Origin of the sequence: Plantactinospora sonchi, assembly GCF_036422035.1 — a bacterium.
Classification (GTDB): domain Bacteria; phylum Actinomycetota; class Actinomycetes; order Mycobacteriales; family Micromonosporaceae; genus Plantactinospora; species Plantactinospora sonchi.
Genome location: NZ_JAZGQK010000016.1, coordinates 213,630 through 236,329, shown reverse-complemented (window position 1 = coordinate 236,329; position 22,700 = coordinate 213,630). Strand labels below are relative to the sequence as shown.

Annotated in this window: 22 protein-coding genes; 1 reads left to right on the top strand and 21 read right to left on the bottom strand. The window is 72.7% G+C overall.

Features of this window, described 5'->3' with window-relative positions; genetic code table 11:
* Positions 1 to 17: 17 nt before the first annotated feature.
* The 6 genes from V1633_RS19530 to hisD are packed head-to-tail and all read right to left on the bottom strand — an operon-like array spanning position 18 to position 4,304.
* Entirely contained in the window at positions 18 to 344 is a 327-nt protein-coding gene (locus tag V1633_RS19530) for a hypothetical protein (RefSeq protein WP_331215785.1), read from the bottom strand.
* Complete coding sequence (hisH, locus tag V1633_RS19525) at positions 341 to 961, bottom strand: imidazole glycerol phosphate synthase subunit HisH (RefSeq protein WP_331215917.1); 621 nt, start codon at positions 959 to 961, stop codon at positions 341 to 343. Before hisH ends, V1633_RS19530 begins: the two co-directional genes overlap by 4 nt.
* Positions 962 to 966: 5 nt before the next feature.
* Entirely contained in the window at positions 967 to 1,137 is a 171-nt protein-coding gene (locus tag V1633_RS19520) for a hypothetical protein (RefSeq protein ID WP_331215784.1), read from the bottom strand.
* Positions 1,137 to 1,748 carry an imidazoleglycerol-phosphate dehydratase HisB gene (hisB, locus tag V1633_RS19515; RefSeq protein ID WP_331215783.1) on the bottom strand — a complete coding sequence of 204 codons (612 nt, stop codon included), beginning with the start codon at positions 1,746 to 1,748 and terminating at the stop codon, positions 1,137 to 1,139. Before hisB ends, V1633_RS19520 begins: the two co-directional genes overlap by 1 nt.
* Positions 1,749 to 1,806: 58 nt before the next feature.
* The gene (locus V1633_RS19510; RefSeq protein ID WP_331215782.1) at positions 1,807 to 2,949 is read right to left on the bottom strand and encodes a histidinol-phosphate transaminase; all 1,143 of its coding nucleotides are present in this window, start codon (positions 2,947 to 2,949) and stop codon (positions 1,807 to 1,809) included.
* Positions 2,946 to 4,304: a histidinol dehydrogenase gene (gene hisD, locus V1633_RS19505; protein ID WP_331215781.1), complete on the bottom strand. Its 1,359-nt coding sequence runs from the start codon at positions 4,302 to 4,304 to the stop codon at positions 2,946 to 2,948. The genes V1633_RS19510 and hisD overlap by 4 nt, the downstream gene beginning before the upstream one ends.
* Positions 4,305 to 4,479: 175 nt before the next feature.
* Here hisD and V1633_RS19500 point away from each other — a divergent pair, with 175 nt between their 5' ends.
* Complete coding sequence (locus V1633_RS19500) at positions 4,480 to 5,259, top strand: LON peptidase substrate-binding domain-containing protein (RefSeq protein WP_331215780.1); 780 nt, start codon at positions 4,480 to 4,482, stop codon at positions 5,257 to 5,259.
* Here V1633_RS19500 and V1633_RS19495 read toward each other — a convergent pair.
* From V1633_RS19495 to ftsZ, 15 genes are all read right to left on the bottom strand, one after another.
* Positions 5,174 to 5,875: a DUF2567 domain-containing protein gene (locus V1633_RS19495; RefSeq protein WP_331215779.1), complete on the bottom strand. Its 702-nt coding sequence runs from the start codon at positions 5,873 to 5,875 to the stop codon at positions 5,174 to 5,176. The genes V1633_RS19500 and V1633_RS19495 overlap by 86 nt on opposite strands.
* A gap of 465 nt (positions 5,876 to 6,340) precedes the next feature.
* Complete coding sequence (gene dnaE / locus V1633_RS19490; RefSeq protein WP_331215778.1) at positions 6,341 to 9,880, bottom strand: DNA polymerase III subunit alpha; 3,540 nt, start codon at positions 9,878 to 9,880, stop codon at positions 6,341 to 6,343.
* Positions 9,881 to 10,176: 296 nt separating this feature from the next.
* Positions 10,177 to 11,928, bottom strand: a complete 1,752-nt coding sequence (locus V1633_RS19485; RefSeq protein WP_331215777.1) for an AAA family ATPase — start codon at positions 11,926 to 11,928, stop codon at positions 10,177 to 10,179.
* Between the two features lie 134 nt (positions 11,929 to 12,062).
* Positions 12,063 to 13,235 (bottom strand): hypothetical protein, encoded by a 1,173-nt coding sequence (locus V1633_RS19480; RefSeq protein WP_331215776.1) that lies wholly within the window; start codon positions 13,233 to 13,235, stop codon positions 12,063 to 12,065.
* 36 nt (positions 13,236 to 13,271) lie between these two features.
* A complete protein-coding gene (locus V1633_RS19475) occupies positions 13,272 to 14,231 on the bottom strand; it encodes an RluA family pseudouridine synthase (RefSeq protein ID WP_331215775.1) in 960 nt (319 codons plus the stop codon).
* Positions 14,228 to 14,869 carry a signal peptidase II gene (gene lspA / locus V1633_RS19470; protein WP_407952063.1) on the bottom strand — a complete coding sequence of 214 codons (642 nt, stop codon included), beginning with the start codon at positions 14,867 to 14,869 and terminating at the stop codon, positions 14,228 to 14,230. Before lspA ends, V1633_RS19475 begins: the two co-directional genes overlap by 4 nt.
* Positions 14,870 to 14,902: 33 nt before the next feature.
* On the bottom strand, positions 14,903 to 15,322 hold the full coding sequence (locus V1633_RS19465; protein WP_331215774.1) for a TraR/DksA family transcriptional regulator: 420 nt from the start codon (positions 15,320 to 15,322) through the stop codon (positions 14,903 to 14,905).
* Positions 15,323 to 15,789: 467 nt separating this feature from the next.
* Entirely contained in the window at positions 15,790 to 17,292 is a 1,503-nt protein-coding gene (locus tag V1633_RS19460; protein WP_331215773.1) for a potassium/proton antiporter, read from the bottom strand.
* Between the two features lie 25 nt (positions 17,293 to 17,317).
* The gene (locus tag V1633_RS19455) at positions 17,318 to 17,623 is read right to left on the bottom strand and encodes a DUF167 domain-containing protein (protein ID WP_331215772.1); all 306 of its coding nucleotides are present in this window, start codon (positions 17,621 to 17,623) and stop codon (positions 17,318 to 17,320) included.
* A 60-nt stretch (positions 17,624 to 17,683) separates the two neighbouring features.
* The gene (locus V1633_RS19450; protein ID WP_407952058.1) at positions 17,684 to 18,409 is read right to left on the bottom strand and encodes a hypothetical protein; all 726 of its coding nucleotides are present in this window, start codon (positions 18,407 to 18,409) and stop codon (positions 17,684 to 17,686) included.
* 88 nt (positions 18,410 to 18,497) lie between these two features.
* A complete protein-coding gene (locus tag V1633_RS19445) occupies positions 18,498 to 19,304 on the bottom strand; it encodes a DivIVA domain-containing protein (RefSeq protein WP_331215770.1) in 807 nt (268 codons plus the stop codon).
* Between the two features lie 52 nt (positions 19,305 to 19,356).
* Entirely contained in the window at positions 19,357 to 19,656 is a 300-nt protein-coding gene (locus V1633_RS19440; RefSeq protein WP_331215769.1) for a YggT family protein, read from the bottom strand.
* Positions 19,657 to 19,674: 18 nt separating this feature from the next.
* The gene (locus V1633_RS19435; RefSeq protein ID WP_331215768.1) at positions 19,675 to 20,403 is read right to left on the bottom strand and encodes a cell division protein SepF; all 729 of its coding nucleotides are present in this window, start codon (positions 20,401 to 20,403) and stop codon (positions 19,675 to 19,677) included.
* A 194-nt stretch (positions 20,404 to 20,597) separates the two neighbouring features.
* Positions 20,598 to 21,344, bottom strand: a complete 747-nt coding sequence (locus tag V1633_RS19430) for a YggS family pyridoxal phosphate-dependent enzyme (RefSeq protein ID WP_331215767.1) — start codon at positions 21,342 to 21,344, stop codon at positions 20,598 to 20,600.
* 166 nt (positions 21,345 to 21,510) lie between these two features.
* Positions 21,511 to 22,623, bottom strand: coding sequence for a cell division protein FtsZ (gene ftsZ / locus V1633_RS19425; protein WP_331215766.1), 1,113 nt, complete (start codon positions 22,621 to 22,623; stop codon positions 21,511 to 21,513).
* Positions 22,624 to 22,700 lie beyond the last annotated feature (77 nt).

Here is a 22,700-nt window from a genome sequence, read left to right as displayed (position 1 = left end):
CCGGACCCGGCCGGTGGTCAGGTGCGCCGGCCCAGCGCGATCACCACGATGGCCGGCAGGGCCAGCACCAACAGGATGATCAGACCGAGCCGCAGCGCGAGGTCGTCGACGAACAGCCAGATGGCGCCCAGCGCGACCAGGGCGAGGACAACCACCCCGGCGCGTTCGCCCCGGCTCCGTCGGGCGTACAGCCGACCCGTACGCCGGTTCGGAAGTCGCGGGGTGAGTCGGCGCAGCAGCGCCCGGCGGCGCTGGCGTCGGGCCACCACCCGGGCCCGTTTCGCCCGGGCCCGCTCGACCTCGGCGACCCGGGCGGCCCGGCGCCGGGCCCGTTCCCGGCTCACAGCGTGGCCAGCCAGTTGGTCAGCAGCACCCGGCCGGTGTCGGCGGACTTCTCCGGGTGGAACTGGGCCGCCGACAGCGGGCCCCGCTCCACCGCAGCCACGAACGGGGTCTCGTGCTCCGCCGTCGTCACCAGTGCCTCGACGCCGGTCAACGCGGGCAGGTCGGTCGCGGCGTAGGAGTGCACGAAGTAGAAGCGCGCGTCCGTCGGCAGACCGGCGAAGAGGGTCGAACCGGTCGGCGTCCGGACCGTGTTCCAGCCCATGTGTGGCACCCGTCGGGCGGCGAGCCGGGTCACCCCACCGGGCAGCAGGCCGAGCCCCTTGGTGACCACGCCGTGCTCCTCGCCGTACTCGAAGAGGATCTGCATGCCGACGCAGATGCCCAGCACCGGCCGGCCCGCCGCGACCCGCTCGGCGATCACCGGGCCGGCCCGCAGCGCCTCGATCCCGGCCATGCATGCGGCGAAGGCGCCCACCCCGGGCACCACCAGGCCGTCCGCCGACGCGGCGGCAGCCAGGTCGGCGGTGACGGTGACCTCGGCGCCGGCCCGGGCCACGGCCCGCTGCGCGGAACGCAGGTTGCCGGAACCGTAGTCCAGCACCACGACGTTCGGCACGGCCATCAGGTGTCCCCGGGGATCAACCACAGCACCCCGCCGGCGGTGGCGAGGACGGCGAGCGTGCCGACCAGCCAGAGGGCCCCCCGGGACGCACCCTGGCGGTGCATCGACCACGCCCCGCCGATCAGCACCCCACCAAGGGCGAACAACAGCACCGGCAGCACGGCGTTCATCAGAGCAGCCCCTTGGTGCTGGGAATCGCGCCACCGGCGCGTACGTCGATCGACACCGCCTCGCGCAACGCCCGCGAGACCGCTTTGAACTGCGCCTCCACCACGTGGTGCGCGTCCGGGTGACCGCCCGGCCGGGCCGCCCGCAGGACCGACACGTGCAGGGTGAGCCGGGCCGACTGGCCGAACGACTCCCAGATGTGCCGGGTCATGCTGGTCGGGTAGACCGGCCCGATGTACGGGGCCAGCGCCGGCTCGTCGTGCACCACGTACGGCCGGCCGGAGAGGTCGACCGCGGCCCGTACCAGCACCTCGTCCATCGGGATGGTCGCCGAACCGTACCGCCGGATGCCCGCCTTGTCGCCGAGTGCCTGGTCGAACGCGGTACCCAGGGCGAGCGCGGTGTCCTCGACGGTGTGGTGGGCGTCGATCTCCAGATCACCGACGGTCTGCACGGTGAGGTCGAAACCGCCGTGCCGGGCGATCTGGTTCAGCATGTGGTCGTAGAAGCCGACCCCCGTGTTGATCTCGGCCTTGCCGGTGCCGTCGAGGTCCAGCTCGACGAGGACCTTGGTCTCGGCCGTGGTCCGCTCGACCCGGGCGGTTCTGCTCACGGTAGGACCTTTCGTTCGCGACTGCGGTGTCAGCATGACAGGACGGGCCGGCTCGGCGTCACCCGGGACCGGCGGCACCGGGAACCGCGCTGTCGACAGTGCTGGTGGGGTCGGCGCCGGCCACGCCCGCGGTCCAGGCGTCCACGGCGGCAAAGAACGCGTCGGTCTCCTCCGGCGTGCCGGCGGTGACCCGCAGCCAGCCGGCCAGTCCGACGTCACGGACCAGCACGCCGTGGTCGAGCAGCACCCGCCAGACGGCCCGCTGGTCGGCGCCGACCTCGAAGAGCACGAAGTTGGCGTCACTGTCGGCCACCGTCCGGCCCCGGGCCCGCAGGCCGGACACGATCCGGTCCCGCTGCTCCTTGATCGCCCGCACCGTGCCGAGCAGGGTCTCGCGGTGGGCCAGCGCCGCCCGGGCGGCGGCCTGGGTGAGCGCCGACAGGTGGTACGGCAGCCGGACCAACTGCACCGCGTCCACCACCGCCGGGTCGGCGGCGAGGTAACCGAGCCGGCCGCCGGCGAAACCGAACGCCTTGCTCATGGTCCGGGTCACCACCAGCCGGGGGTGGCCGGGCAGCAGGGCGAGCGCGGTCGGCGTGCCGGGACGGGCGAACTCGGCGTACGCCTCGTCCACCACCACCATGCCGGGGGCCTCGGCCAGCACCGCGTCGAGCACCGCCGGGTCCAGCGCCGTCCCGGTCGGGTTGTTCGGCGAACAGAGGAAGACCACGTCGGGTCGGTGCTCCCGGACCTGCGCCACGGCGTGCGCGACGGTCAGCCCGAAGTCGGCGTCCCGGCGGCCGTCCCGCCAGGCGGTGCCGGTGGCGGTGGCGAGCAGCGGATGCATCGAGTACGCCGGGGTGAAACCGAGCGCGGTCCGCCCCGGACCACCGAAGACCTGCAGCAGTTGCTGCTGGACCTCGTTGGAGCCGTTCGCCGCCCAGACGTCGCCGACGCCCAGCCCGTGACCGAGGTAGTCGGCCAGGTCGGCGCGGAGCGCCACGGCGTCCCGGTCCGGGTAGCGGTTGAGGTCGCGCAGCTCGGCCGCGACCGCCTTGCTGATCGCCTCCACCACCGGCTCGGGGAGCGGGTACGAGTTCTCGTTGGTGTTCAGCCGCACCGGCACGTCCAGCTGCGGCGCGCCGTACGGGCTGCGCCCCCGCAGGTCGTCGCGGATGGGCAGATCGTCGAGGGAGGTCACGCGGGTGCTCCCTCGACGTCCGCCGAGGGTCGGGACGGGTCGGCGTCGGCGAACCGGACCTGCACCGCCTGGCCGTGCGCGGGCAGGTCCTCCACCCCGGCCAGGGTCACCACGTGCCGGGCGGTGTCCCGCAACGCCGCCTCGGTGTACTCCACGATGTGGATGCCGCGCAGGAACGACTGCACCGACAGGCCCGAGGAGTGCCGGGCACAGCCGCCGGTGGGCAGCACGTGGTTGGAACCGGCGCAGTAGTCCCCGAGGGACACCGGCGCGTACGGCCCGACGAAGATCGCCCCGGCGTTGCGTACCCGCATCGCCCACTCGCGGGCGTCCCGGGTCTGGATCTCCAGGTGCTCGGCGGCGTAGAGGTCGACCACCCGCAGCCCGGCCGCCAGATCGTCGACCAGCACCACGCCGCTCTGCGGGCCGGTGAGCGCGGTGTTGATCCGGTGGGTGTGCTTGGTCTGCGGAACCTGCCGGGCCAGTTCCCGGTCGACCGCGTCGGCAAGTTCGACCGACGGGGTGACCAGCACGCTCGCCGCCAGCGGGTCGTGCTCGGCCTGGCTGATCAGGTCGGCGGCGACGTGCACCGGGTCGGCCGTGTCGTCGGCCAGTACGGCGATCTCGGTCGGACCGGCCTCGGCGTCGATCCCGACCACGCCGCGCAGCAGCCGCTTGGCGGCGGTGACCCAGATGTTGCCCGGGCCGGTGATCATGTCGACCGGATCGCAGTGTCCGGTGCCGTCGGCGTCGGTCGCCGCACCGTAGGCGAGCATCGCCACCGCGTGGGCGCCGCCGACCGCGTAGACCTCCTCGACGCCGAGCAGCGCGCACGCGGCCAGCACCCGGGCGTCGGGCAGGCCGTTGTTCTCCGGCTGCGGCGGGCTCACCACCACCAGCGACCGGACCCCGGCCGTCTGGGCCGGCACCACGTTCATCACCACGGTCGACGGGTACATGGCCAGGCCGCCCGGGACGTAGAGGCCGACCCGGTCGACCGGGACCCAGCGCTCGGTCACGATCCCGCCCGGGACGACCTCGGTGGTCACGTCGGCCCGCCGCTGGTCGGCGTGCACCCGGCGGGCGCGGTTGATGGTCTCGAGCAGCGCGGCCCGGACGTCGGGTTCCAGGGTCGACTCGGCCTCGGCGATCGCCTCGGCCGGCACCCGCAGCTGGTCCAGCAGCAGGCCGTCGAACCGATGTGTGGCGTCCCGGATCGCGGTGAACCCATGCTCGCGGACCGCCTCGACGAGCGGGCGCATCTTCTCCACCGCGACGGAGACGTCAAGCTGGGCACGGGGCAGCAGGGCACGCGGGTCACGCCAACCGCCGCGCAGGTCGATCCGGTTCAACACCCTTGGCAGTCTATTCGGCACGCCGGCCGGCGGAGCGGCTCCGTCCAGCGGGCGGGACGGTGACCCGGACCACGTACCCCCACCGTTCGGCCGGCGGTGTGGTCAGCCGAAGCCGGGAGCGGCTCAGCCGAACCACGTACGGTCGAGGTCGGCCGGAACCGGTTAGGCTCGTCCGGTGGGTGCACGGCTACCGGTGTTTCCGCTCGAGACGGTGCTCTTTCCCGGCCTGGTGCTGCCGCTGCACATATTCGAGCAGCGCTATCTCGCGATGATCCGGCACCTGGCCGACCTTCCGGAGGGCACGCCCCGGGAGTTCGGTGTGGTCGCCATCCGCAGCGGCGGCCCGGCACCGGTCGCCGGTGGTCCGGGCGCGGGCACCGGCGGCTCCGGCGTCGCCGGCCCGGTCGAGCCCGACGAGCGGTCGCCGTCGGAGCGGTCGGTCGCCGAGCCGGGCGGGCAGGCATCGCTGGTCGCGCTGCACGAGATCGGGTGTACGGCCGAACTCCGCCAGGTGACCGAGCTGCCGGACGGCCGGCTCGACGTGGTCACGGTGGGGCGGCGCCGGTTCCGGATCAACGACGTCGCGCAGGAGAGCACGCCGTACCTGACCGCCGAGGTCGACTGGCTGCCCGAGCCGGCCGGTCAGGAGCAGGCCGCCGACCAGCTCGCTCCCCGGGTCCTCGCGGTCTTCCGGCAGTACCTCACCCTGGTCCGGGACGACCCGGAGGAGATCGCCGAACAGCTGCCGGACGACCCGACGGTGCTGTCCCACCTGGTGGCGGCCACCGCCGCGCTGACCCTGAGCGACCGGCAGCGGTTGCTGGCGACCCCGGACACCGCCGGGCGGCTCCGCGCCGAGCTGCGTCTGCTCAACCGCGAGGCGGCTCTGCTTCGTCAGGTCCGGGCGGTGCCGGTGCCGCTGGCGGAGTTGGCGGTACCGCTGAGCCCGAACTGACCGGCACGGGCGCGCCGTCCGACGTCCACGGCCGCGGCTCGTCCTCGGGCCGCAGGCCCGGATACCGCGACCAACCGGCCAACAGGGTGTAGACCACCACCGCGCTGAACGCCGGGACCAGCAGGTCCTGGATCGCCGGAATGAAGCCCAACGCCTCGTAGAACTGTCCGGCCTGCAGGTCCGGGGGCTTGGTGAAGTTCGTACCGGCCGGCGCGGTGTCCAGCATCCGCTCGTATCCGGCCAGCCCGATGTGCCGCCCCAGCTGCCAGGCGACGAGGGCGGCACCGAGCATGCCGAGCACCACCACCAGCATGCCGAGCGGTCCCCGGTACCGGCGCAGCAGCACCCAGACAGCGATCGTGACCAGGACGCCGAGCCCGAAGCCGAGCAGGGTGAACCAGCCGTCGGCGGCGATGAACCCCTCCGGCGACGGCTCGGCCAGGATCGCACCGTTTTCCGTCTGGACCACCGGTACCCCCGGCGAGACCGCCGACCAGAGCAGGCCGAACGGCAGGCCCAGCAGGACCAGTACCAGCAGCACCCCGAGGTTGACGGCGGTGGTGTGCCACCGCCGCCGGGGCGGATCGGTCGGCCAACGCCCCGCACCCGGGACCATGACCGGTGCCGCACCGTCGGCCGAAGCCGCGGCCGGCCCGCCGCCGTAGGCTGCACCGCCGCCGTCGGGTGGGCCGCCGGACGTGCTCGTATCCGACCCTTCACCGCCGGGTGAAGTCCCCGTCAGGGGCGCGTCCGGGGGCGGTCCGCCGGCGGGTTCAGTCGCCGTCGACGGCGCGTCCGGGGGCGGTCCGCCGGCGGGTGGGGCGCCGGATGGTGCCGTACCCGTCCCCGCACCGCCGCCCGCGGGCGGTGCCGGTGGGGCGGACGGTGCCGGAGCGGCGGGGCGACCGTCGTCGCCTTCGCCGGACTGGTCGCCGGGATGAGAGGTAGCCGGACTCACCCGATGATCCTCTCAGGCACCGCCGACCGGCGACGGCCCGGTCCGGGGAAACTCCGCCGCTCTGGGTGTTAGGAAGGGCCCCTTCCGCTACCGAAAGCGATAACAGGGGGCCTTCCTCACACCTCAGCCGGCGACGGCGCTCGGGCCGAGCAGGGCCTTCAGGTCGGCCATCAGGGCGGTGGTCGGCGACACCCGCATCGGGCTGAGCCGCAGCAGGGTTGCCCGGGAGCCGTTGACCAGCTTGACGTGCACCTCGGCCGAGCCGGGATGACTGGTCAGCACCTCGCGGAGCCGTTCCACCAGCGGCGGCGTGCAACGGGACGGGGGAAGCGCGAGGACCACCGGCTTGACCTCGTCGGCGGAGGTGATCTCCGGCATCGACAGGTCCATCGCCATCAGCCGGGGCTGGTCGTCGCGCCGGTCGACCCGGCCCTTGACCACCACGATCGCGTCCTCGGCGATGTACTGGCCGACCAGTTCGTAGGTGTTCGGGAAGAAGAGCACCTCGACCGCGCCGCCGAGGTCCTCCAGGGTGGCCGAGGCCCAGGCCCGGCCCTGCTTGGTGATCCGGCGCTGCACCCCGGAGAGGATGCCGGCCAGGTTGACCACCTGGCCGTCGGCGACGTTGCCCTCCTCGGCGAGCGCGGCGAGCGGCATGTCGGCGGCGTTGGCCAGCACGTGCTCGACCCCGAACAGCGGATGGTCGGAGACGTACAGGCCGAGCATCTCCCGTTCGAAGGTGAGCAGGTCGGTCTTGTCCCACTCGCCGTCCGGGATCGGCGGCGTCACCACCATGCCGCCGCCGGCCGTCTCTCCCCCACCGGCGCCGAAGGCGTCACCGAAGAGGTCGTACTGGCCGACCGCCTCGTTGCGCTTGAGCGCGATGAACGAGTCGATCGCGTCGGTGTGTACGGCCAGCAGCCCCTTGCGGGTGTGCCCGAGGGAGTCGAACGCCCCCGCCTTGATCAGCGATTCGATCGTCTTCTTGTTGCAGGCCACCGCGTCGACCTTGCGCAGGTAGTCGTAGAAGTCGGTGAACGCGCCCTTCTCCTTGCGGGACCGGCGGATCGACTCGACCACGTTGGCGCCGACGTTGCGGACCGCGGCCAGGCCGAACCGGATGTCCTTGCCGACGGCGGCGAACCGGGCGTTGGACTCGTTCACGTCCGGCGGCAGCACCTTGATGCCCATCCGCCGGCACTCGGCGAGGTAGACCGCCGACTTGTCCTTGTCGTCACCGACCGAGGTCAGCAGCGCGCTCATGTACTCGGCCGGATAGTTGGCCTTCAGGTACGCCGTCCAGTACGAGACCACCCCGTACGCGGCGCTGTGCGCCTTGTTGAACGCGTAGTCGGAGAACGGGACAAGGATGTCCCAGAGCGTCTTGATCGCCTCGTCGGAGAAGCCCTTCTCCCGCATGCCGGCGGAGAACGGCTTGAACTCCTTGTCGAGGATCTCCTTCTTCTTCTTGCCCATCGCCCGGCGGAGCAGGTCCGCGGCGCCGAGCGAGTAACCGGCCACCTTCTGCGCGATCGCCATGACCTGCTCCTGGTAGACGATCAGCCCGTAGGTGTCGCCCAGGATCTCCTTCAACGGGTCGGCGAGCTCCGGGTGGATCGGTACCACCGGCTTGCGGTTGTTCTTCCGGTCGGCGTACTCGTTGTGCGCGTTGGCGCCCATCGGACCGGGCCGGTAGAGCGCGCCGACCGCGGAGATGTCCTCGAAGTTGTCCGGCGCCATCGACCGCAGCAGCGCCCGCATCGGCCCGCCGTCGAACTGGAACACGCCGAGGGTGTCACCCCGCCCGAGCAGGGCGTACGTCGCCTTGTCGTCGAGTGGCAGGTCCTCCAGGACAAGTTCCTCGCCCCGGTTGTCCCGGATCGCCTCCAGCGCGTCGTCCATGATGGTCAGGTTGCGCAGGCCGAGGAAGTCCATCTTCAGCAGGCCGATGGTCTCGCAGGCACCCATGTCCCACTGGGTGATGATCGCGCCGTCCTGCTCCCGCTTGTGGATCGGCAGCACGTCGACCAGCGGATCCCGGGACAGGATGACGCCGGCCGCGTGCACGCCCCACTGCCGCTTGAGCCCCTCCAGCCCCTTGGCGGTGTCGACGACCTTGCGGACCTCGCCGTCGCTCTCGTAGAGCTGGCGGAACTCCGCCGCCTCCTGGTAGCGCGGGTGGGCCGGGTCGAAGATGCCGCCGAGCGGGATGTCCTTGCCCATCACCGCCGGCGGCATCGCCTTGGTGATCCGGTCACCCATCGCGAACGGGTAGCCGAGCACCCGGGCCGCGTCCTTGATCGCCGCCTTCGCCTTGATCGTGCCGTACGTGATGATCTGCGCGACCCGTTCCTCGCCGTACTTCTCGGTGGCGTAGCGGATCATCTCGCCGCGCCGACGCTCGTCGAAGTCCATGTCGATGTCGGGCATCGAGACGCGGTCGGGGTTGAGGAACCGTTCGAACAGCAGGCCGTGCTGCATCGGGTCGAGTTCGGTGATGCCGAGCGCGTACGCGATCAGCGCACCTGCCGCCGAGCCACGGCCCGGCCCGACCCGGATCCCCTCCCGCTTGGCGTAGGCGATGAGGTCGGCGGTGACCAGGAAGTAGCCGGGAAAGCCCATCTTGATGATGACGTCGAGCTCGTACTCGGCCTGCCGGCGGCGGTCGTCCGGCACCCCGTTCGGGAAACGCCGCTCCAGCCCGCGCATGACCTCCTTGCGCAGCCACGACTCCTCGGTCTCCCCCGCGGGGATCGGGAACTGCGGCATCAGCTTGCGGGAGGCGAACACCTCGGCGTAGTCGCCGATCCGCTCGGCGATCTCCAGCGTGCTGTCACAGGCCCCCGGGATCTCGGCGTCCCAGAGCGCGCGCATCTCGGCCGGCGACTTGAGGTAGTAGCCCCGGGAGTCGAACTTGAACCGCTTCGGGTCGGCCAGCGTCGACCCGGACTGGACGCAGAGCAGCACCTCGTGCGCGTCCGCGTCCTTGTCGTACGTGTAGTGCAGGTCGTTGGTGGCCACCGGCTTCAGGTTGAGCCGCTTGCCGAGCCGGATCAGGTCCTCACGGACCTGCTTCTCGATGTCCAGACCGTGGTCCATCACCTCGAGGTAGAAATTCTCCGCCCCGAAGATGTCCCGGAACTCGGCCGCCGACTCGCAGGCCTTGTCGAAGTTGCCAATCCGCAGCCAGGTCTGCACCTCGCCGGAGGGGCAGCCGGTGGTGGCGATGATCCCCCGGCCGTACTCGTGCAGCAACTCCCGGTCGGCCCTCGGCTTGTAGAAGTACCCCTCCAGGCCGGACCGGGACTGCATCGCGAAGAGGTTGCGCAGGCCGGGGGCGTCCGCCGCCCACATGGTCATGTGGGTGTACGCGCCACCACCGGAGACGTCGTTCCCACCGCCGTCCGCCCAGCGGACCCGGGTCCGGTCCCGCCGGTCCGTGCCCGGGGTGAGGTACGCCTCCACCCCGATGATCGGCTTCACCCCGGCCGCGGTGGCCTGCTTGTAGAAGTCGTACGCGCCGAACAGGTTGCCGTGGTCGGTCATCGCCAACGCCGGCATGCCCAACCGACCGGTCTCGGCGAACAGCTCCTTGAGCCGCGCCGCTCCGTCGAGCATCGAGTACTCGGTGTGGTTGTGCAGGTGCACGAACGAGTCAGACACCCCAGGGCCCCCCTTCCCCTCGCGCGGCCACCGGCCGGCCCGGCAGCGGCCGATCAGACGACCGACGCCGGTCACGCGACGGCCGTCGATCGCACGGCGGGCACCCGTCAGTCCGCGTCCCCCGGCTGCGGGCACGGTGCAGCACCCTGCGCATACGCAGCGTCAACGCCCCCCGAGCAGCCGGCGACGGCCCGGTGCCCACCAGCCCGGCGGGTCCCCCCGACGGCGCGACCGCCGGTCCCCGAGCCTAGTCCGTTGATCTCCCCGCCTCCAGACCGACTCGCCCGGACAACGGGTCAACGGGCGAACGGTTCGACCATCATCGACGCGGCCTGCAGCCAGGCGTCCCGGGTCTCCTGCTGCAACTGGGCGTACTCGATCGACGAGCCGGTCTCCAGCGCCGGGTCGTACGGCACCACCGCCACCGCCCTGGTCCGGGTGGCAAAGTGCCGCTTCAGGTCCTCCAGCAGCGGCGACTGCCCCGGCGTCGGGCAGGACAGCAGGGTGACGGCGTTCTCCACCAGCTCGCCCATCCCGATCTCGTGCAGCAGGTCGAGCATCCAGTCCGCGGTGAACGCCGCGTCCTCCCGGGGCACCGTGGTGACCACCAGTTGGTCGGCCGCGCGCAGCACGGTCTGCCAGTTCGAGCTCTCCACGTTGTTGCCGGTGTCCACGCAGATCACGTCGTGGCTGCGGCGCAGCAGTTCGAGCACCCGTTTCACGGTGTGCTGGTCGAGCCGCTGGGCGAACCGGGGACTCTCCTCCCCGGCCAGTACGTCGTACGAGCCGTCGGAGGCGTGCCGGAGGTAGTCGTCGAGCCGCTCGGTCAGCTGGTTGCCGGGCAGCACCTCGATCTCCATCAGCTCGGCGACCAGGTGCCGGATCGTCCGGGCGTGCCGGGCGCTGCCGGCGCGCAGGCCGAGGGTGCCGCGCAGCTCGTTGTCGTCCCAGGCCAGCACACCACGGCCGCGTACCCCGCCGATGGTGGCCGCCGCGAGCACGGTCGCGGTGGTCTTGTGCACCCCGCCCTTGGGGTTGGCGAAGGCGAGCACCCGGGGCGAGCCGAGGTCGCGCCGGAGCACGCTGATCGCCCGTTCCACCTCGGAGTCGGGCTGGCGGCGCAGCCACCCGGCCCGGGCCGGTGGTGCCGGATCGGCGGCGGGCCGCCCCGCCCCCACGGCGTAGCCGGTCTCCGGCGCCCCGTACCGGGCCGGACTGTCGACCGGGGCCGCGCCGAGCGCGGGCCGCGCCGGGGCCGGCCGGAACGCGGGCTCGGCCGGCGCGGGCCGGAACGCGGGCTCGGCCGGCGCGGGCCGGAACGTCGGCTCGGCCGGCGCCGCCGGTGGTGCCAGGGCGGCGCGGGGTGCCGGGACGACCCGTCCGGGCAGGGCCGGCACGTCGGGACCGGGTCGCCGGGGCGGGCCCGGCTCCTCGGGCAGCACACCCCGGTGCGGCGGTCCCGGCTCGTCCGGCACACCCCGGTGCGGCAGGGCGGGCGCGCCCGACGGCGGCGGACGTCGGGGCAGCGGTGGCGGAGCGGCCGGCGGGTTGGCCGGCGGTGGCGGGCGCCAACCGGTGCCGAGCGCCGCGTACCGGGACTCGGTGGGGTGACCACCGTCGGCGGAGCGGCCCGGCTCGGGCCGGTACCCGGGATCCGCGCGGTGCCCCGGGCCGGCCTGGTAGCCGGGATCCGGCCGGTATCCGGGGTCGGACCAACCGGCGTCGGCCGGCAGCCCCGGCTCCGGACCGAAGAACGAGTCGTGCCGGTAGCCGTTCTCCAACGCGGCGTACCGGGACTCGCCGGGCTGGTCCGGCCCGGGACCGTAGCCGGACCCGGGCGGGTAGCCGGGGTCACCCGGCGGCGGTGCTGTCCGCCCGGACCGGCCGGTGCCGCCGAACCGGCCGCCGCTGTCCGCCGCCGGCCCCGACCGCTCGTCGAGTACCTGGTGTTCGTCGGTGCGGCCGCCGTGCAGGGCCCGGTCGAGCAGCGCCCGCCAACGCGGTGCTGATTCCGCCGGCCGGCCCCAGCCGGTCTCGGTGCCGTCCACGGCTCGCCCTCCCAGCGCCATCGGTCCCCGCCCTGACAGGCTACGAAGCAAACCCTATTCGGGCCACTGGCGGCTCGCACCCATCGTCATCGGTATGGCCGTCGCCGCCGGAGCCCACGTGGCCGTCACCATCCTCACGGTTCACCGCTCGGTGTGCCGGGCAGTGGCGTGGTCGGCGGTTCCTCGGCCGACGCCGCACCGTCCGGCGACCCGTCCAGCGAGTTGTCCGGCGTCGTGTCGTCGCCGGGCACGGTGGCGGGCTCTTCCGGGCCGGTCGTGCCGGTTCCGCCGTCGGAGGTGGCCGGTGCGGTGGTCTGCGGGGCGTGCCCGCCGGTCGGCGGGGCGTGTCCAGGACCGGGGGGCGGCGTGCCGGTCGCCGACGGGGCCGGGCCTCCGGTCGCGTCGTCGGAGGCCGCCGAACCGGCCGGTGGTACGCCCACGACCGGGTCGGTCGGGTCACCCGGGGCGGTCGGCGCGGGCGGCATGCTGGCGTCGGCGGGCGGACGTACCACGTCCTCCTGCTCAGGCAGGGGTGGGGTGAAAACGGTCCGGTCCAGCCGGCGCACCTCCGGCGCCGGGTCCACCGCCCGTACCCCGGGCCGGGTGGCGACCTGACCGAGTGCGGCCGGCTCGCCCCGGACCACCGCCGCGTACACGCACGAGCAGCGGGACCGGTAGGCGGTCGCCTCGTCCGAGGCGACCCGGGCGCCGCTGTCGTACCACCGGCGCATCTCCTGCTCGTGGGGGCCGTCACCGACCACCGCCGCGCTGCGCTCCTGGTAGTCCCGGACCTCCTGGTCCTTGCGTTCGGCGACCTCCAGCATCCCGCCGATCACGTCGTCGGGCAGGCGGAGCGCCGGAATACGCACGATCTGCGTCTGGCTGCCCGGCCGCCACAGCCGGGCGTACACCTCGGAGACCTCCACGCCGGCCAGCACCGGGGGCAGCCGGTCCGGGGCCAGGTAGGCGGCGAGGGTGACCAGCGCGTACGTCCGCGGTGCCGGCCCGGCCGGCGGCGCCGCGATCAGCGCGGCCAACTCGCCCCGGCTGGCCTCGACGTATCCGGGGATGGACTCGCCCTGCACCACCCCGACCCGGGTGACGTCGCCGAGGGTCGGGTCGATCGCCGGCTGCCGCTCCACCGCCCAGACCGCGGTGACCAGTACGGCCACCGAGCAGAGCAGCGCGACACTGGTCAACAGTCGCAGCCGCAACCGCAGCGGCCCCTGTCCGAGCCGGGTCAGGCCGCGGGCCAGCGGCGGCAGCAACTGCCGGTCCAACTGTCGCAACAGGTCACCGGGGCGCACGGGCGGGACTCCCCCTCGTCGGCTGCTCGCTGGCGGTCAATCGCGCAAGATGCGAAGTGCATGTGCCAGGTCGTCAGGGTAGTCGCTGACGAACCGGACGGGCTCACCCGTCCCGGGGTGTGCGAACGCCAACTCGCGGGCGTGCAACCACTGTCGACTGAGGCCGAGCCGGGTGGCCAGGGTCGGATCCGCCCCGTACGTCAGATCACCGACACATGGATGCCGCAGGGTGGAGAGGTGCACCCGGATCTGGTGCGTCCGCCCGGTCTCCAGCCGTACGTCGAGCAGGCTCGCCGCCGGGAACGCCTCCAACGTGTCGTAGTGGGTGATGCTCGGCTTCCCGCTCGCCATCACCGCCCACCGGTAGTCGTGGGTCGGGTGCCGGTCGATCGGGGCGTCGACGGTGCCCCTCAGCGGGTCGAGATGTCCCTGCACCACCGCGTGGTACCGCTTCTCCACCTCGCGGAGTTTGAAGGCCCGCTTGAGGAGGCTGTACGCCCGCTCACTCTTGGCCACCGCCATCACCCCGGTGGTGCCGACGTCGAGCCGGTGCACGACGCCCTGCCGCTCGGCCGCGCCGCTGGTCGCGATGGTGTGGCCGAGGGCGGCGAGCCCGCCGATCACGGTCGGGCCGGTCCAGCCCGGACTCGGGTGCGCGGCCACCCCGACCGGTTTGTCGACCACCACGATGTCGTCGTCCGCGTAGATCACCCGCAGCCCGGGGACCGTCTCGGCGATGACCGTCGGCGGCGCGGCCGGCGCGGGCAGCACCACCTCCAGCCAGGAACCGGCGGTGACCCGGTCGGACTTGGGCCGGGCGGCCCCGTCGACGAGCACGTCCCCCGCCTCGACCAGCGCCGCCGCCGTGGTCCGGGAGAGCCCGAGGAGTCGGGAGACGGCCTGGTCCAGCCGCATCCCGTCGAGTCCCTCCGGGACCGGCAGCGTGCGACGTTCCCCGGCCGGACGTACCTGTCCGGCGTCGTGTGTAGAGGTCATGCCCGGTCGTCCCGTCCGTCGGCGTCGGTCCCCGCGTCCACGGCCGGCTCGGCGCGGCGGGACCGGATCCGGGTCCCGTCGCGCTGCCGGCCGGTCAGTTCCAGCAGGACCGCCAGGCAGACCCCGGTGACCAGGGCGCTGTCCGCGAGGTTGAAGATCGGCCACACCTGCCCGTACGGGTCGAAGAGGCTGACCATGTCGACCACGTGCCCGACGAACGTGCCGGGGGCCCGGAAGATCCGGTCGGTCAGGTTGCCGATCGCCCCGCCGAGCACCAGGCCCAGCGCGATCGCCCAGGGCAGCGAGCGCAGTCTGCCGGCCAGCCAGCCGATCCAGCCGATCACCACGGCGGTGACCAGTGGGAACACCCAGGTGTGGTCGGAGGCGAGGCTGAACGCCGCGCCGCTGTTGCGGGTGAGGGTGAGATAGACGGCGCCGTCGAGCAGGCGTAGCGGCTCGCGGTCGGAGAGGGTCGCCAGGGCCAGGTGCTTCGTGCCGAGGTCGGCGAGCCAGGCCAGTACGGCGGTGCCGACCAGCACCGAGACGGCGATCCGCCGTACGCGCGGTCGGTTCGGTCCCTCCGGGTCGGCCCCGGCCGGCCGCGCCTCGGTCGTCCGCTCGTCGTCGATGTTCAGCAGGTGTCCCTTTCTCCGATCACGACCCCGGACCGCTCACCGGCGCTCCTCCAGCTGCTTGCAGGCGACACACAGGGTGGCCGACGGGAACGCGGCGAGCCGCTCCACCGGGATCGGGTTGCCGCACCGCTCGCACCAGCCGTAACTGCCCTCGTCAAGCCGCTCCAGAGCGCGCTCCACCTGGGTGATGCGTTCCAGGATGCTGTTGGCGAGAGAGATCTCCTGCTCCCGCTCGAACGTCTTGGTGCCGGTGTCGGCCTGGTCGTCCCCGGCCGAGTCGGTCAACCGCTCGCGCTGCAGCTCGGTGATCTCGCTCAGCGTCTGATCGTACTCGCCGCGAAGTTCGTCGCGGCGGGCCGCCAGGGCCGCCCGGATCTTCTCGGTCTCGGCGGTGCTGCGCGCGGTCTTCGGTGCCGACTTGCGGCCGGCGGTCCTGGTGTCGGCTGGCTTAGCCATCGTCGCTCCCTCGGCCGCGGACCCCGCGGCGGTCGGCCGTGCCTGGACAGGTTCGTCGCGCCGCCGCTGCGGCGGAGCGGGCGGACCTGCTCGGTGCGGTCGCTCCGGCGGACGCGACCAGTGGCATGCTGTCGGCAGCACGGATCGCCAACGCCGGACTGCACAAACGCCGGGTGGCGAGGTCGCCGGCGCGTCCGGCGCCGGAACGCCGGGCGTGCGGTGGCGACCACCGGCTGGGCGTGCCTCGGGCCACCGACGACGAACCGGACGTACCGGTCGTATCGCCTGCGGCCTTCGCCCGCTCGGCCATGGCGTCCCCCAGTGCAAAAACGGGCGCACGGCGGGACCGCCGCGCACTCCGGAGGTTGGCAAGAATACGGAACGTACAGGCGTCCGACAACATGCCGCACCGATGTTACGCTTTTCGACCGGTAATAACCCCCGAAGCGGGCAAAAGGTACGCGCGCTTATCCGTCGCGGTCCTCGCCGTACTCGCCGAACCAGCGGGCCAGTCGACCGCGCCGACTGATCGCCCGCAGCCGCCGCTCGACCTCGTCCCGTACCCGGGCGGTGGCGACGATCAACAGGCTGTCCCCGACCTTCAACCGGGTGTCCGGGGCCGGCACGAACCCGACCCCGTCCCGGGCGACCAGCGTCACCGACGCCCCCACCGGCAGCCGCAGCTCGTCGAGGTGCACACCGACCAGCCGGGAACCCGCCGGAATCTCCAACTGCAGCAGGTCGGCCTGCATCCGCTCCAGCGGCGCCGTCTCGACCCGCAGTTCGGCGGGCTCCGCCGCGGCGGTGAGCCGCAACCACCGGGCCACCGGGGCGAGGGTTCCGGTCTGCAGCAAGGTGAAGATCACCACCAGGACAAAAACCGCGTCGAACAGCGGCACCGCACCCGGTACGCCCTCGGAGAGTGGGATGGTGGCCAGCACGATCGGCACCGCCCCGCGCAACCCCGCCCAGGACAGGAACGCCTGTTGCCGGGCGCCGATCCGGAACCACCCGGCGCAGAGCACCACCGCCAGCGGTCGGGCCAGCAGGACCAGGGCCAGGCCGGTGACCACCGCCGGCCACACCGCGTCCTCCAGCCGGGACGGCGCGCTCAGCAGGCCGAGCAGCACGAAGAGCCCGATCTGCGCGATCCAGGCCAGCCCGTCGGCGAAGCCGAGGATCGCCTGCCGGTGCGGCAACCGGGAGTTGCCGAGGATCACCCCGGCGACGTAGACGGCGATGAAACCCGACGCGTGCAGCACCGTGGCGACGCCGTAGGCGAGCACGGTCAGTCCCACCGCGGCGATCGGATAGAGCCCGGACGACGGCAGCGCGGCCCGCCGCAGGGTCCACCGGCCGAGCATCCCGACACCGAACCCGAGCCCGACACCGACCACCAGCTCGTAACAGAGCAGCAGACCGTCCTGCCACCAGGCGTGCCCGCTCAGCGTGGAGCTGGAAAGCAGCACGACGAGCAACACCGCCGGGGCGTCGTTCATCCCCGACTCGGCCTCCAACGTCGCCACCAGTCGGGGCGGCAGCCGCAGCCACCGCAGGGTGGCGAAGACCGCCGCCGCGTCGGTGGAGGAGAGCACCGCGCCGTAGAGCAGCGCGAGCCGCCAGTCCACCCCGAGCAGGAAGTGGACCACCACACCGACGACCACGATGCTGACCACCACGCCGAGCGTCGCCAGCATGCCGGCGACGCCGAGCACCGGTCGCAGGGCGCTCCAGCGGGAGGTCAGCCCGCCCTCGGCGATGATCACGATCAACGCGCAGAAGCCCAGTGCCCGGGTCAGTTCGGCGTCGTCGAAGCGGATCCCGAGCCCGTCCTCGCCGATCGCCACCCCGAGCGCGAGGTAGACCAGCAGGCTGGGTACCCCGAGCCGGGTGGAGAGCCGGACCGCGCCGACCGCGACGAGCAGCACCGCCGCACCGATCAGCAGGGCGATGTCGAGCCGGTCGGTCATGGCCGCCCCACACGGGGTCGGGCCGTCACAGAGCGGATCCGTCCCGGAGTTGGCGCAGTCGCGCGTCGACCACCGGGCCGGGCCCGTCAACCTCGAAGAGCTTGTCGCGACTGGCCGCGCCGGTCCGCAGCGTCACCGCGGCCGGGCGTAACCGCAGGGCCTCGGCCAACGCCCGCCGGGCCGCCTCGGTGGCCCGGCCGTCTACCGCGGGCTGATTCACCGCGATCACCAGCGCCGGCCCGTACGGCCCGTCGAAGCAGCCGCCGACCCGGGCCCGGGACGAACCGGGCTTGACCCGTACCGCGACGGTCAGCGTGCCGGCCGCCGTCACGGCGGCCCGGCCAGGGTCGTACCGGTGGTCACTGCTCCGGCCATCGACGCCCCGTCCGGCTCAGCGCGGGGGCGTGTCGGCGAGCAGCCTGCTGGCCGGTTCGCAGCGCCCGCACGGGGTGAAGCCCAGCTCCGCCGCCTCGCCCACCGGCAACGGTTCACTCTCCCGGCCGTCGAGGTGGTCACAGTCCGCCAGGTGGTAACGGGGCCGGCCGTCGACGACGCGCACCTCGGCGGTCAACGACGCCACCGCCGTCGCGTCGGCGGGCGAGACCGGCTGTGCCGCCGGTTCGTCCGCCGGAAGGGTGTCGTCCGCCGCCACCGCGCCCGGCCCGGCACCGGCCGGCTCCGACACACCGGCCGGTTGCCGCCAGCCGGAGTCGTCGGGCGCCGCGCCGGACCGGATCGTCTGGGCTGGCACCGAGACCTGGAGTGGTTCGGTCAGCACCGTCCCGGTCGGTACGGACGGGTCGGCGGGGTACCCCCCTGCCGCCCCGGCCACCCGGGTGTCGGTCGGTGCGACCCGGGTGTTGGTCGGGGGCCGGCGACGGCGTGACCCGCCAGGCCCCTCACCATCGCCACCCACGGCCATCCCGTCGTCACCGAACGGCTCGTCGCCGAGTCCGCCGCGACTCGCCGCGGCCTGCCGGGCCCCCACCACCAGCGCGACGGCGGCCAGCAGGCTCGCCGCGATCGAGCTGATCAGCAGCCCGCTCGACCCGATCGCCAGACCGAGCACGAGGAGCGTCACGGCGACGAGGATGAGCAACAGACTGCCGACTATCACGGCTCACCCCCGACACATCGTTTCCAGTTGTCATACGGGACGGCGCCCGTGGTGTCGACCCGGAGTCAACCGTGTTGTCGACCCGGAGTCAGCGACCGGCCTCGAGCGCGCCGGAACGGCCGCCCGCGCCGTAGGAATTCGCCAGGCCGGCGGTGGCCAGACCCGGGGTGGTGCCGCCGGACCGATTGCCGTCGGTCCGCGTCATCTCCACCTCGAGGCCCTGACCCCGACCGTCGAGATCCCGCAGCTGGCTCTCCAGGTACGCCTTGAGACGGGTGCGGTACTCCCGCTCGAACTGCTTCAGCTCCTCGATGTGCTTCTGCAGCGCGGTCCGCTTGGCGTCGAGGCCACCCATCGCCTCCTGGTGCCGCTGGCGGGCGTCCCGCTCCAGCGCGTCGGCCTTGGCCCGCGCCTCCCGGGTGACCTCCTCGGCCTTGGTCCGGGCGTCGGAGAGCAGCTGGTCGGCCTCCCGACGGGCGTCGGAGACGTGGTCGTCGGCGGTCCGCTGGGCCATCATCAGGACCCGGAGGGCCTGCTGCTCGCCGTCGCCGGTCACCGCCGGACCGCCTTGGGCCCGCACCTGCTCCAGCTCAGCCTGCATCGCCCGGGCCGCCTGCTCGGCCGCCGCCTTGTCGCGCTGCACCCGGTCGAGCTGGGCCTTGACGTCGTTGAGCTCGGCGGCCAGTCGCGGGTCGGCGCCCGGGCCGGCTGGCGCGCCGCCGCGGCCGCCGCGCTCCACCTGGGCGCGGAGCTCGTTGTTCTCCTCGATCAGACGGGCGAGCTCGCGCTCGACCTCGTCCAGAAACGCGTCGACTTCTTCCTCGTCATACCCCCGCTTGCCGATCGGCGGCTTCTTGAAGGCGACGTTGTGGACGTCGGCCGGGGTCAGCGGCATCGAAACTCCTCGGGTCAGTTGCGGCCGCGTAGCGCGCTCATGATCAGGATGTTCACCTGAGAATCAGCGGCTCTAGCACGAAGTTCATCAGCACGAACAGGATAACCAGGAGCACAAGGGAGGCCAGGTCGATGCTCACGGTACCAATTCGCAATGGTGGGATCACACGCCTCAACGCCTTGAGAGGCGGATCAGTGACGCTCCACACCGACTCCATTCCCGCCGCGGCGCCCCGGCCCGGTTGCCAGCGGCGACCGTACTGCAGGACGGCACTTAAGACAAAACGGGCCAAAAGCACCAGGAGGAAGACGTACAGAACCAGGTAGAGGACCTGAAACAGGATGGTCAGCAACGTGATCCCTTGGTCGGGCTAACTCAGGCTAAAAAACCCACCCTCAGCGATCTTGGCCTTGTCCTCCGCGGTGACCTGGACATTGGCCGGTGAGAGCAGGAACACCCGGTTGGTCACGCGCTCGATCGTACCGCGCAGCCCGAAGGCCAGACCGGCGGCGAAATCCACCAATCGGCGGGCATCCGCCTCATCCATCTCGGTGAGGTTGATGATCACTGGGACACCGTCCCGGAAGTGCTCACCGATGGTGCGCCCCTCCCGGTAGGTGGTGACGTGCAGGGTGGTGATCTGGTAGCGCTGCTCCGGCTCCGGCGGCACCACCCGTTCCCGCATCTGCGCCTGCGGCGCCAGGGCGAGGTTGTCCCGGGTGGGGTACGTCAACGCGCTCGACGCCTCCGCCGAACCGGACCGGCTGATCGACCGTACGCTGGCCCGCTCGGCGCGCTCGGCCCGCTCCGCGCGTTCCGCCCGCTCGGTCCGTTCCGGACGGTCGGACTCCGACCGGTCGTGGTCGGTGCCGCGGCCCGTGCTGCGCTCGGAGAGCCGGCCGCGCTCGCCGGCCCGCGACCGGGGCGGCGGCGGGCTGTCCTGCTCGTCCTCGTCGTCGGCGAACTCGTCGGCGTACCGGCTCTGCCGGTAGCGCGACTCGCGGTAGCCACCCTTGTCGTAGCCACCGTCGTCGTAGGCCCGCTCGTCGTCCTCCTCCACGAGTCCGAGCCAGACCCCCGCCTTGCGCAGTGCACCCATCGCCGCGCCCCTCCGTCCGCCGCCTGCGGCACACCCCCCGTGCCGTGCCACTGTCACGCGCGTGAACACTGCAGTGCCCACCGGCCTGAGACTTCAACCCCGGCACGACCGATGATCCCGATCCCACCCAGCCCCCCGACAGTGGGGATGCCGTCTCAAACAACACTGATGTAGTTTGGTGTCCGGTTGTCAGGCTACCGCAGCGTGCTACGCATTCCGAGCAACGCGCTACCGATCCGCACATGTGTCGCGCCGTGGCTGATCGCCGCTTCCAGGTCGCCGCTCATCCCGGCCGAGACCACCACCGCGTCCGGATGGTCGGCCCGCAGCCCGGCGGCCACCTCGGCGAGTCGGGCGAACGCCCGCTCCGGCGCCCAGTCCAGCGGCGCGACCGCCATCACCCCGGCCAGCCGCAACCTCGGATGCCCGGCGAGCGCGGCGGCCACCGCCGCGACCTCCCGGTCCGGGTCGCCGCCGTCGACCAGCGCCCCGCCCCGGTCGGCGGCACCGTCCAGGTTGACCTGGACCAGCGCCGCCAACGGCCGGTCCCGGTGCCGGTCCGCCGCCTCGCCGAGGGCGGCCGCCAGCCGCACGCTGTCGACCGAGTGGACCAGGTCGGCGTAGCGCACCACCGAACGGGCCTTGTTGCGTTGCAGCTGACCGACGAAGTGCCACCGGACGTCAGCCCCGGCCGCCGCCACCTCGGCCGCCTTCGGGGCCGCCTCCTGGTCGCGGTTCTCTCCCACGTCGGTGACCCCGAGCCCGGCCAGCGACACGACGTCGCCGGCCGGGTATGTCTTGGTCACCGCGACCATGGTGACCTCGGCCGGATCCCGGCCGGCGTCGACACAGGCCCGGTCGATCCGGGCCCGTACCGACGCCAGGTTCTCCGCGAGCTGAGCCCGACGCCGGTCCGGCGCCGGAAGGGGTGGTCCGGTCATCAAATCGTCTTCGTCCGTGACTGCGGGCTGGTTGGTCTTCTCGCGTTCCGGCTCGGCCGCGTCCGATGTGGGCCGCCCCGGAACGCTCGCTCCTCGCGCTCACCGAGCCGTCTTCGTTCGTGACTGCGGGGCTCGCAAGCTCACTCCTCGCACTCACCGACGAGGGTCAGGAACCGTTCTTCAGGAAGTCGGGGACGTCCACGTCGTCGAAGAGGACCCGGCGCGGCTGCGGGCTCGGTGCCGGGGCGGGCGACGGCGAGACCGGAGCCGGTACGTGCGGCACGGCCGGCTGCCCCGGCTTGCGGGCCGTGTCGACCGGCTTGTACGCCGGTGTGCCGCCGTCGAAACCGGCCGCGATCACGGTCACCCGTACCTCGTCGCCGAGCGCGTCGTCGATGACCGCGCCGAAGATGATGTTCGCGTCCGGGTGGGCCGCGTCGGTGACCAGTTGGGCCGCGTCGTTGATCTCGAAGAGACCGAGGTCGGAGCCGCCCGCGATGGAGAGCAGCACGCCCCGGGCCCCGTCCATGCTCTGCTCCAGCAGCGGGCTGGAGATCGCCGCCTCGGCCGCCTCCACCGCCCGGTTGTCCCCCCGGGCGCTGCCGATCCCCATCAGTGCGCTGCCGGCGCCGCTCATCACGCTCTTCACGTCGGCGAAGTCCAGGTTGATCAGACCGGGGGTGGTGATCAGGTCGGTGATGCCCTGCACACCGGAGAGCAGCACCTGGTCCGCCTGCCGGAACGCGTCCATCATGCTGATCCCCCGGTCACCGAGGGCGAGCAGCCGGTCGTTGGGGATCACGATCAACGTGTCGCACTGGTTGCGCAACTCGTCGATGCCCGCCTCGGCCTGGACCTGGCGCCGCTTGCCCTCGAAGGAGAACGGCCGGGTGACCACACCGATGGTCAGCGCGCCGAGCTTGCGGGCGATGTTCGCCACCACCGGCGCGCCGCCGGTGCCGGTACCGCCACCCTCGCCACAGGTCACGAAGACCATGTCGGCGCCCTTGAGCACCTCCTCGATCTCGTCGCGGTGGTCCTCGGCGGCGTTCTTGCCCACGTCGGGGTTGGCGCCGGCGCCCAGCCCCCGGGTCAGCTCCCGACCCACGTCGAGTTTGACGTCGGCGTCACTCATCAGCAGTGCCTGGGCGTCGGTGTTGATCGCGATGAACTCGACGCCCTTGAGCCCGACCTCGATCATCCGGTTGACGGCGTTGACTCCGCCGCCACCAATGCCGACGACCTTGATGACCGCCAGGTAGTTGTGCGGAGGTGTCATCGGGGTCCTTTCCTTCGATCTCGGCGGGGGGCGCCCACTCCGCCCGGCGATCCGGCCGGGGCGAGGCCGACAACCAT

What these genes read in the sequence shown, in the direction of transcription:
- V1633_RS19475 (WP_331215775.1), bottom strand. Translation starts at nt 14,231, where the DNA reads ATGACCTCTACACACGACGCCGGACAGGTACGTCCGGCCGGGGAACGT.
- V1633_RS19460 (WP_331215773.1), bottom strand. Translation starts at nt 17,292, where the DNA reads ATGACCGACCGGCTCGACATCGCCCTGCTGATCGGTGCGGCGGTGCTG.
- V1633_RS19465 (WP_331215774.1), bottom strand. Translation starts at nt 15,322, where the DNA reads ATGGCTAAGCCAGCCGACACCAGGACCGCCGGCCGCAAGTCGGCACCG.
- V1633_RS19520 (WP_331215784.1), bottom strand. Translation starts at nt 1,137, where the DNA reads ATGAACGCCGTGCTGCCGGTGCTGTTGTTCGCCCTTGGTGGGGTGCTG.
- ftsZ (WP_331215766.1), bottom strand. Translation starts at nt 22,623, where the DNA reads ATGACACCTCCGCACAACTACCTGGCGGTCATCAAGGTCGTCGGCATT.
- V1633_RS19445 (WP_331215770.1), bottom strand. Translation starts at nt 19,304, where the DNA reads ATGCCGCTGACCCCGGCCGACGTCCACAACGTCGCCTTCAAGAAGCCG.
- V1633_RS19430 (WP_331215767.1), bottom strand. Translation starts at nt 21,344, where the DNA reads ATGACCGGACCACCCCTTCCGGCGCCGGACCGGCGTCGGGCTCAGCTC.
- V1633_RS19435 (WP_331215768.1), bottom strand. Translation starts at nt 20,403, where the DNA reads ATGGGTGCACTGCGCAAGGCGGGGGTCTGGCTCGGACTCGTGGAGGAG.
- V1633_RS19495 (WP_331215779.1), bottom strand. Translation starts at nt 5,875, where the DNA reads ATGGTCCCGGGTGCGGGGCGTTGGCCGACCGATCCGCCCCGGCGGCGG.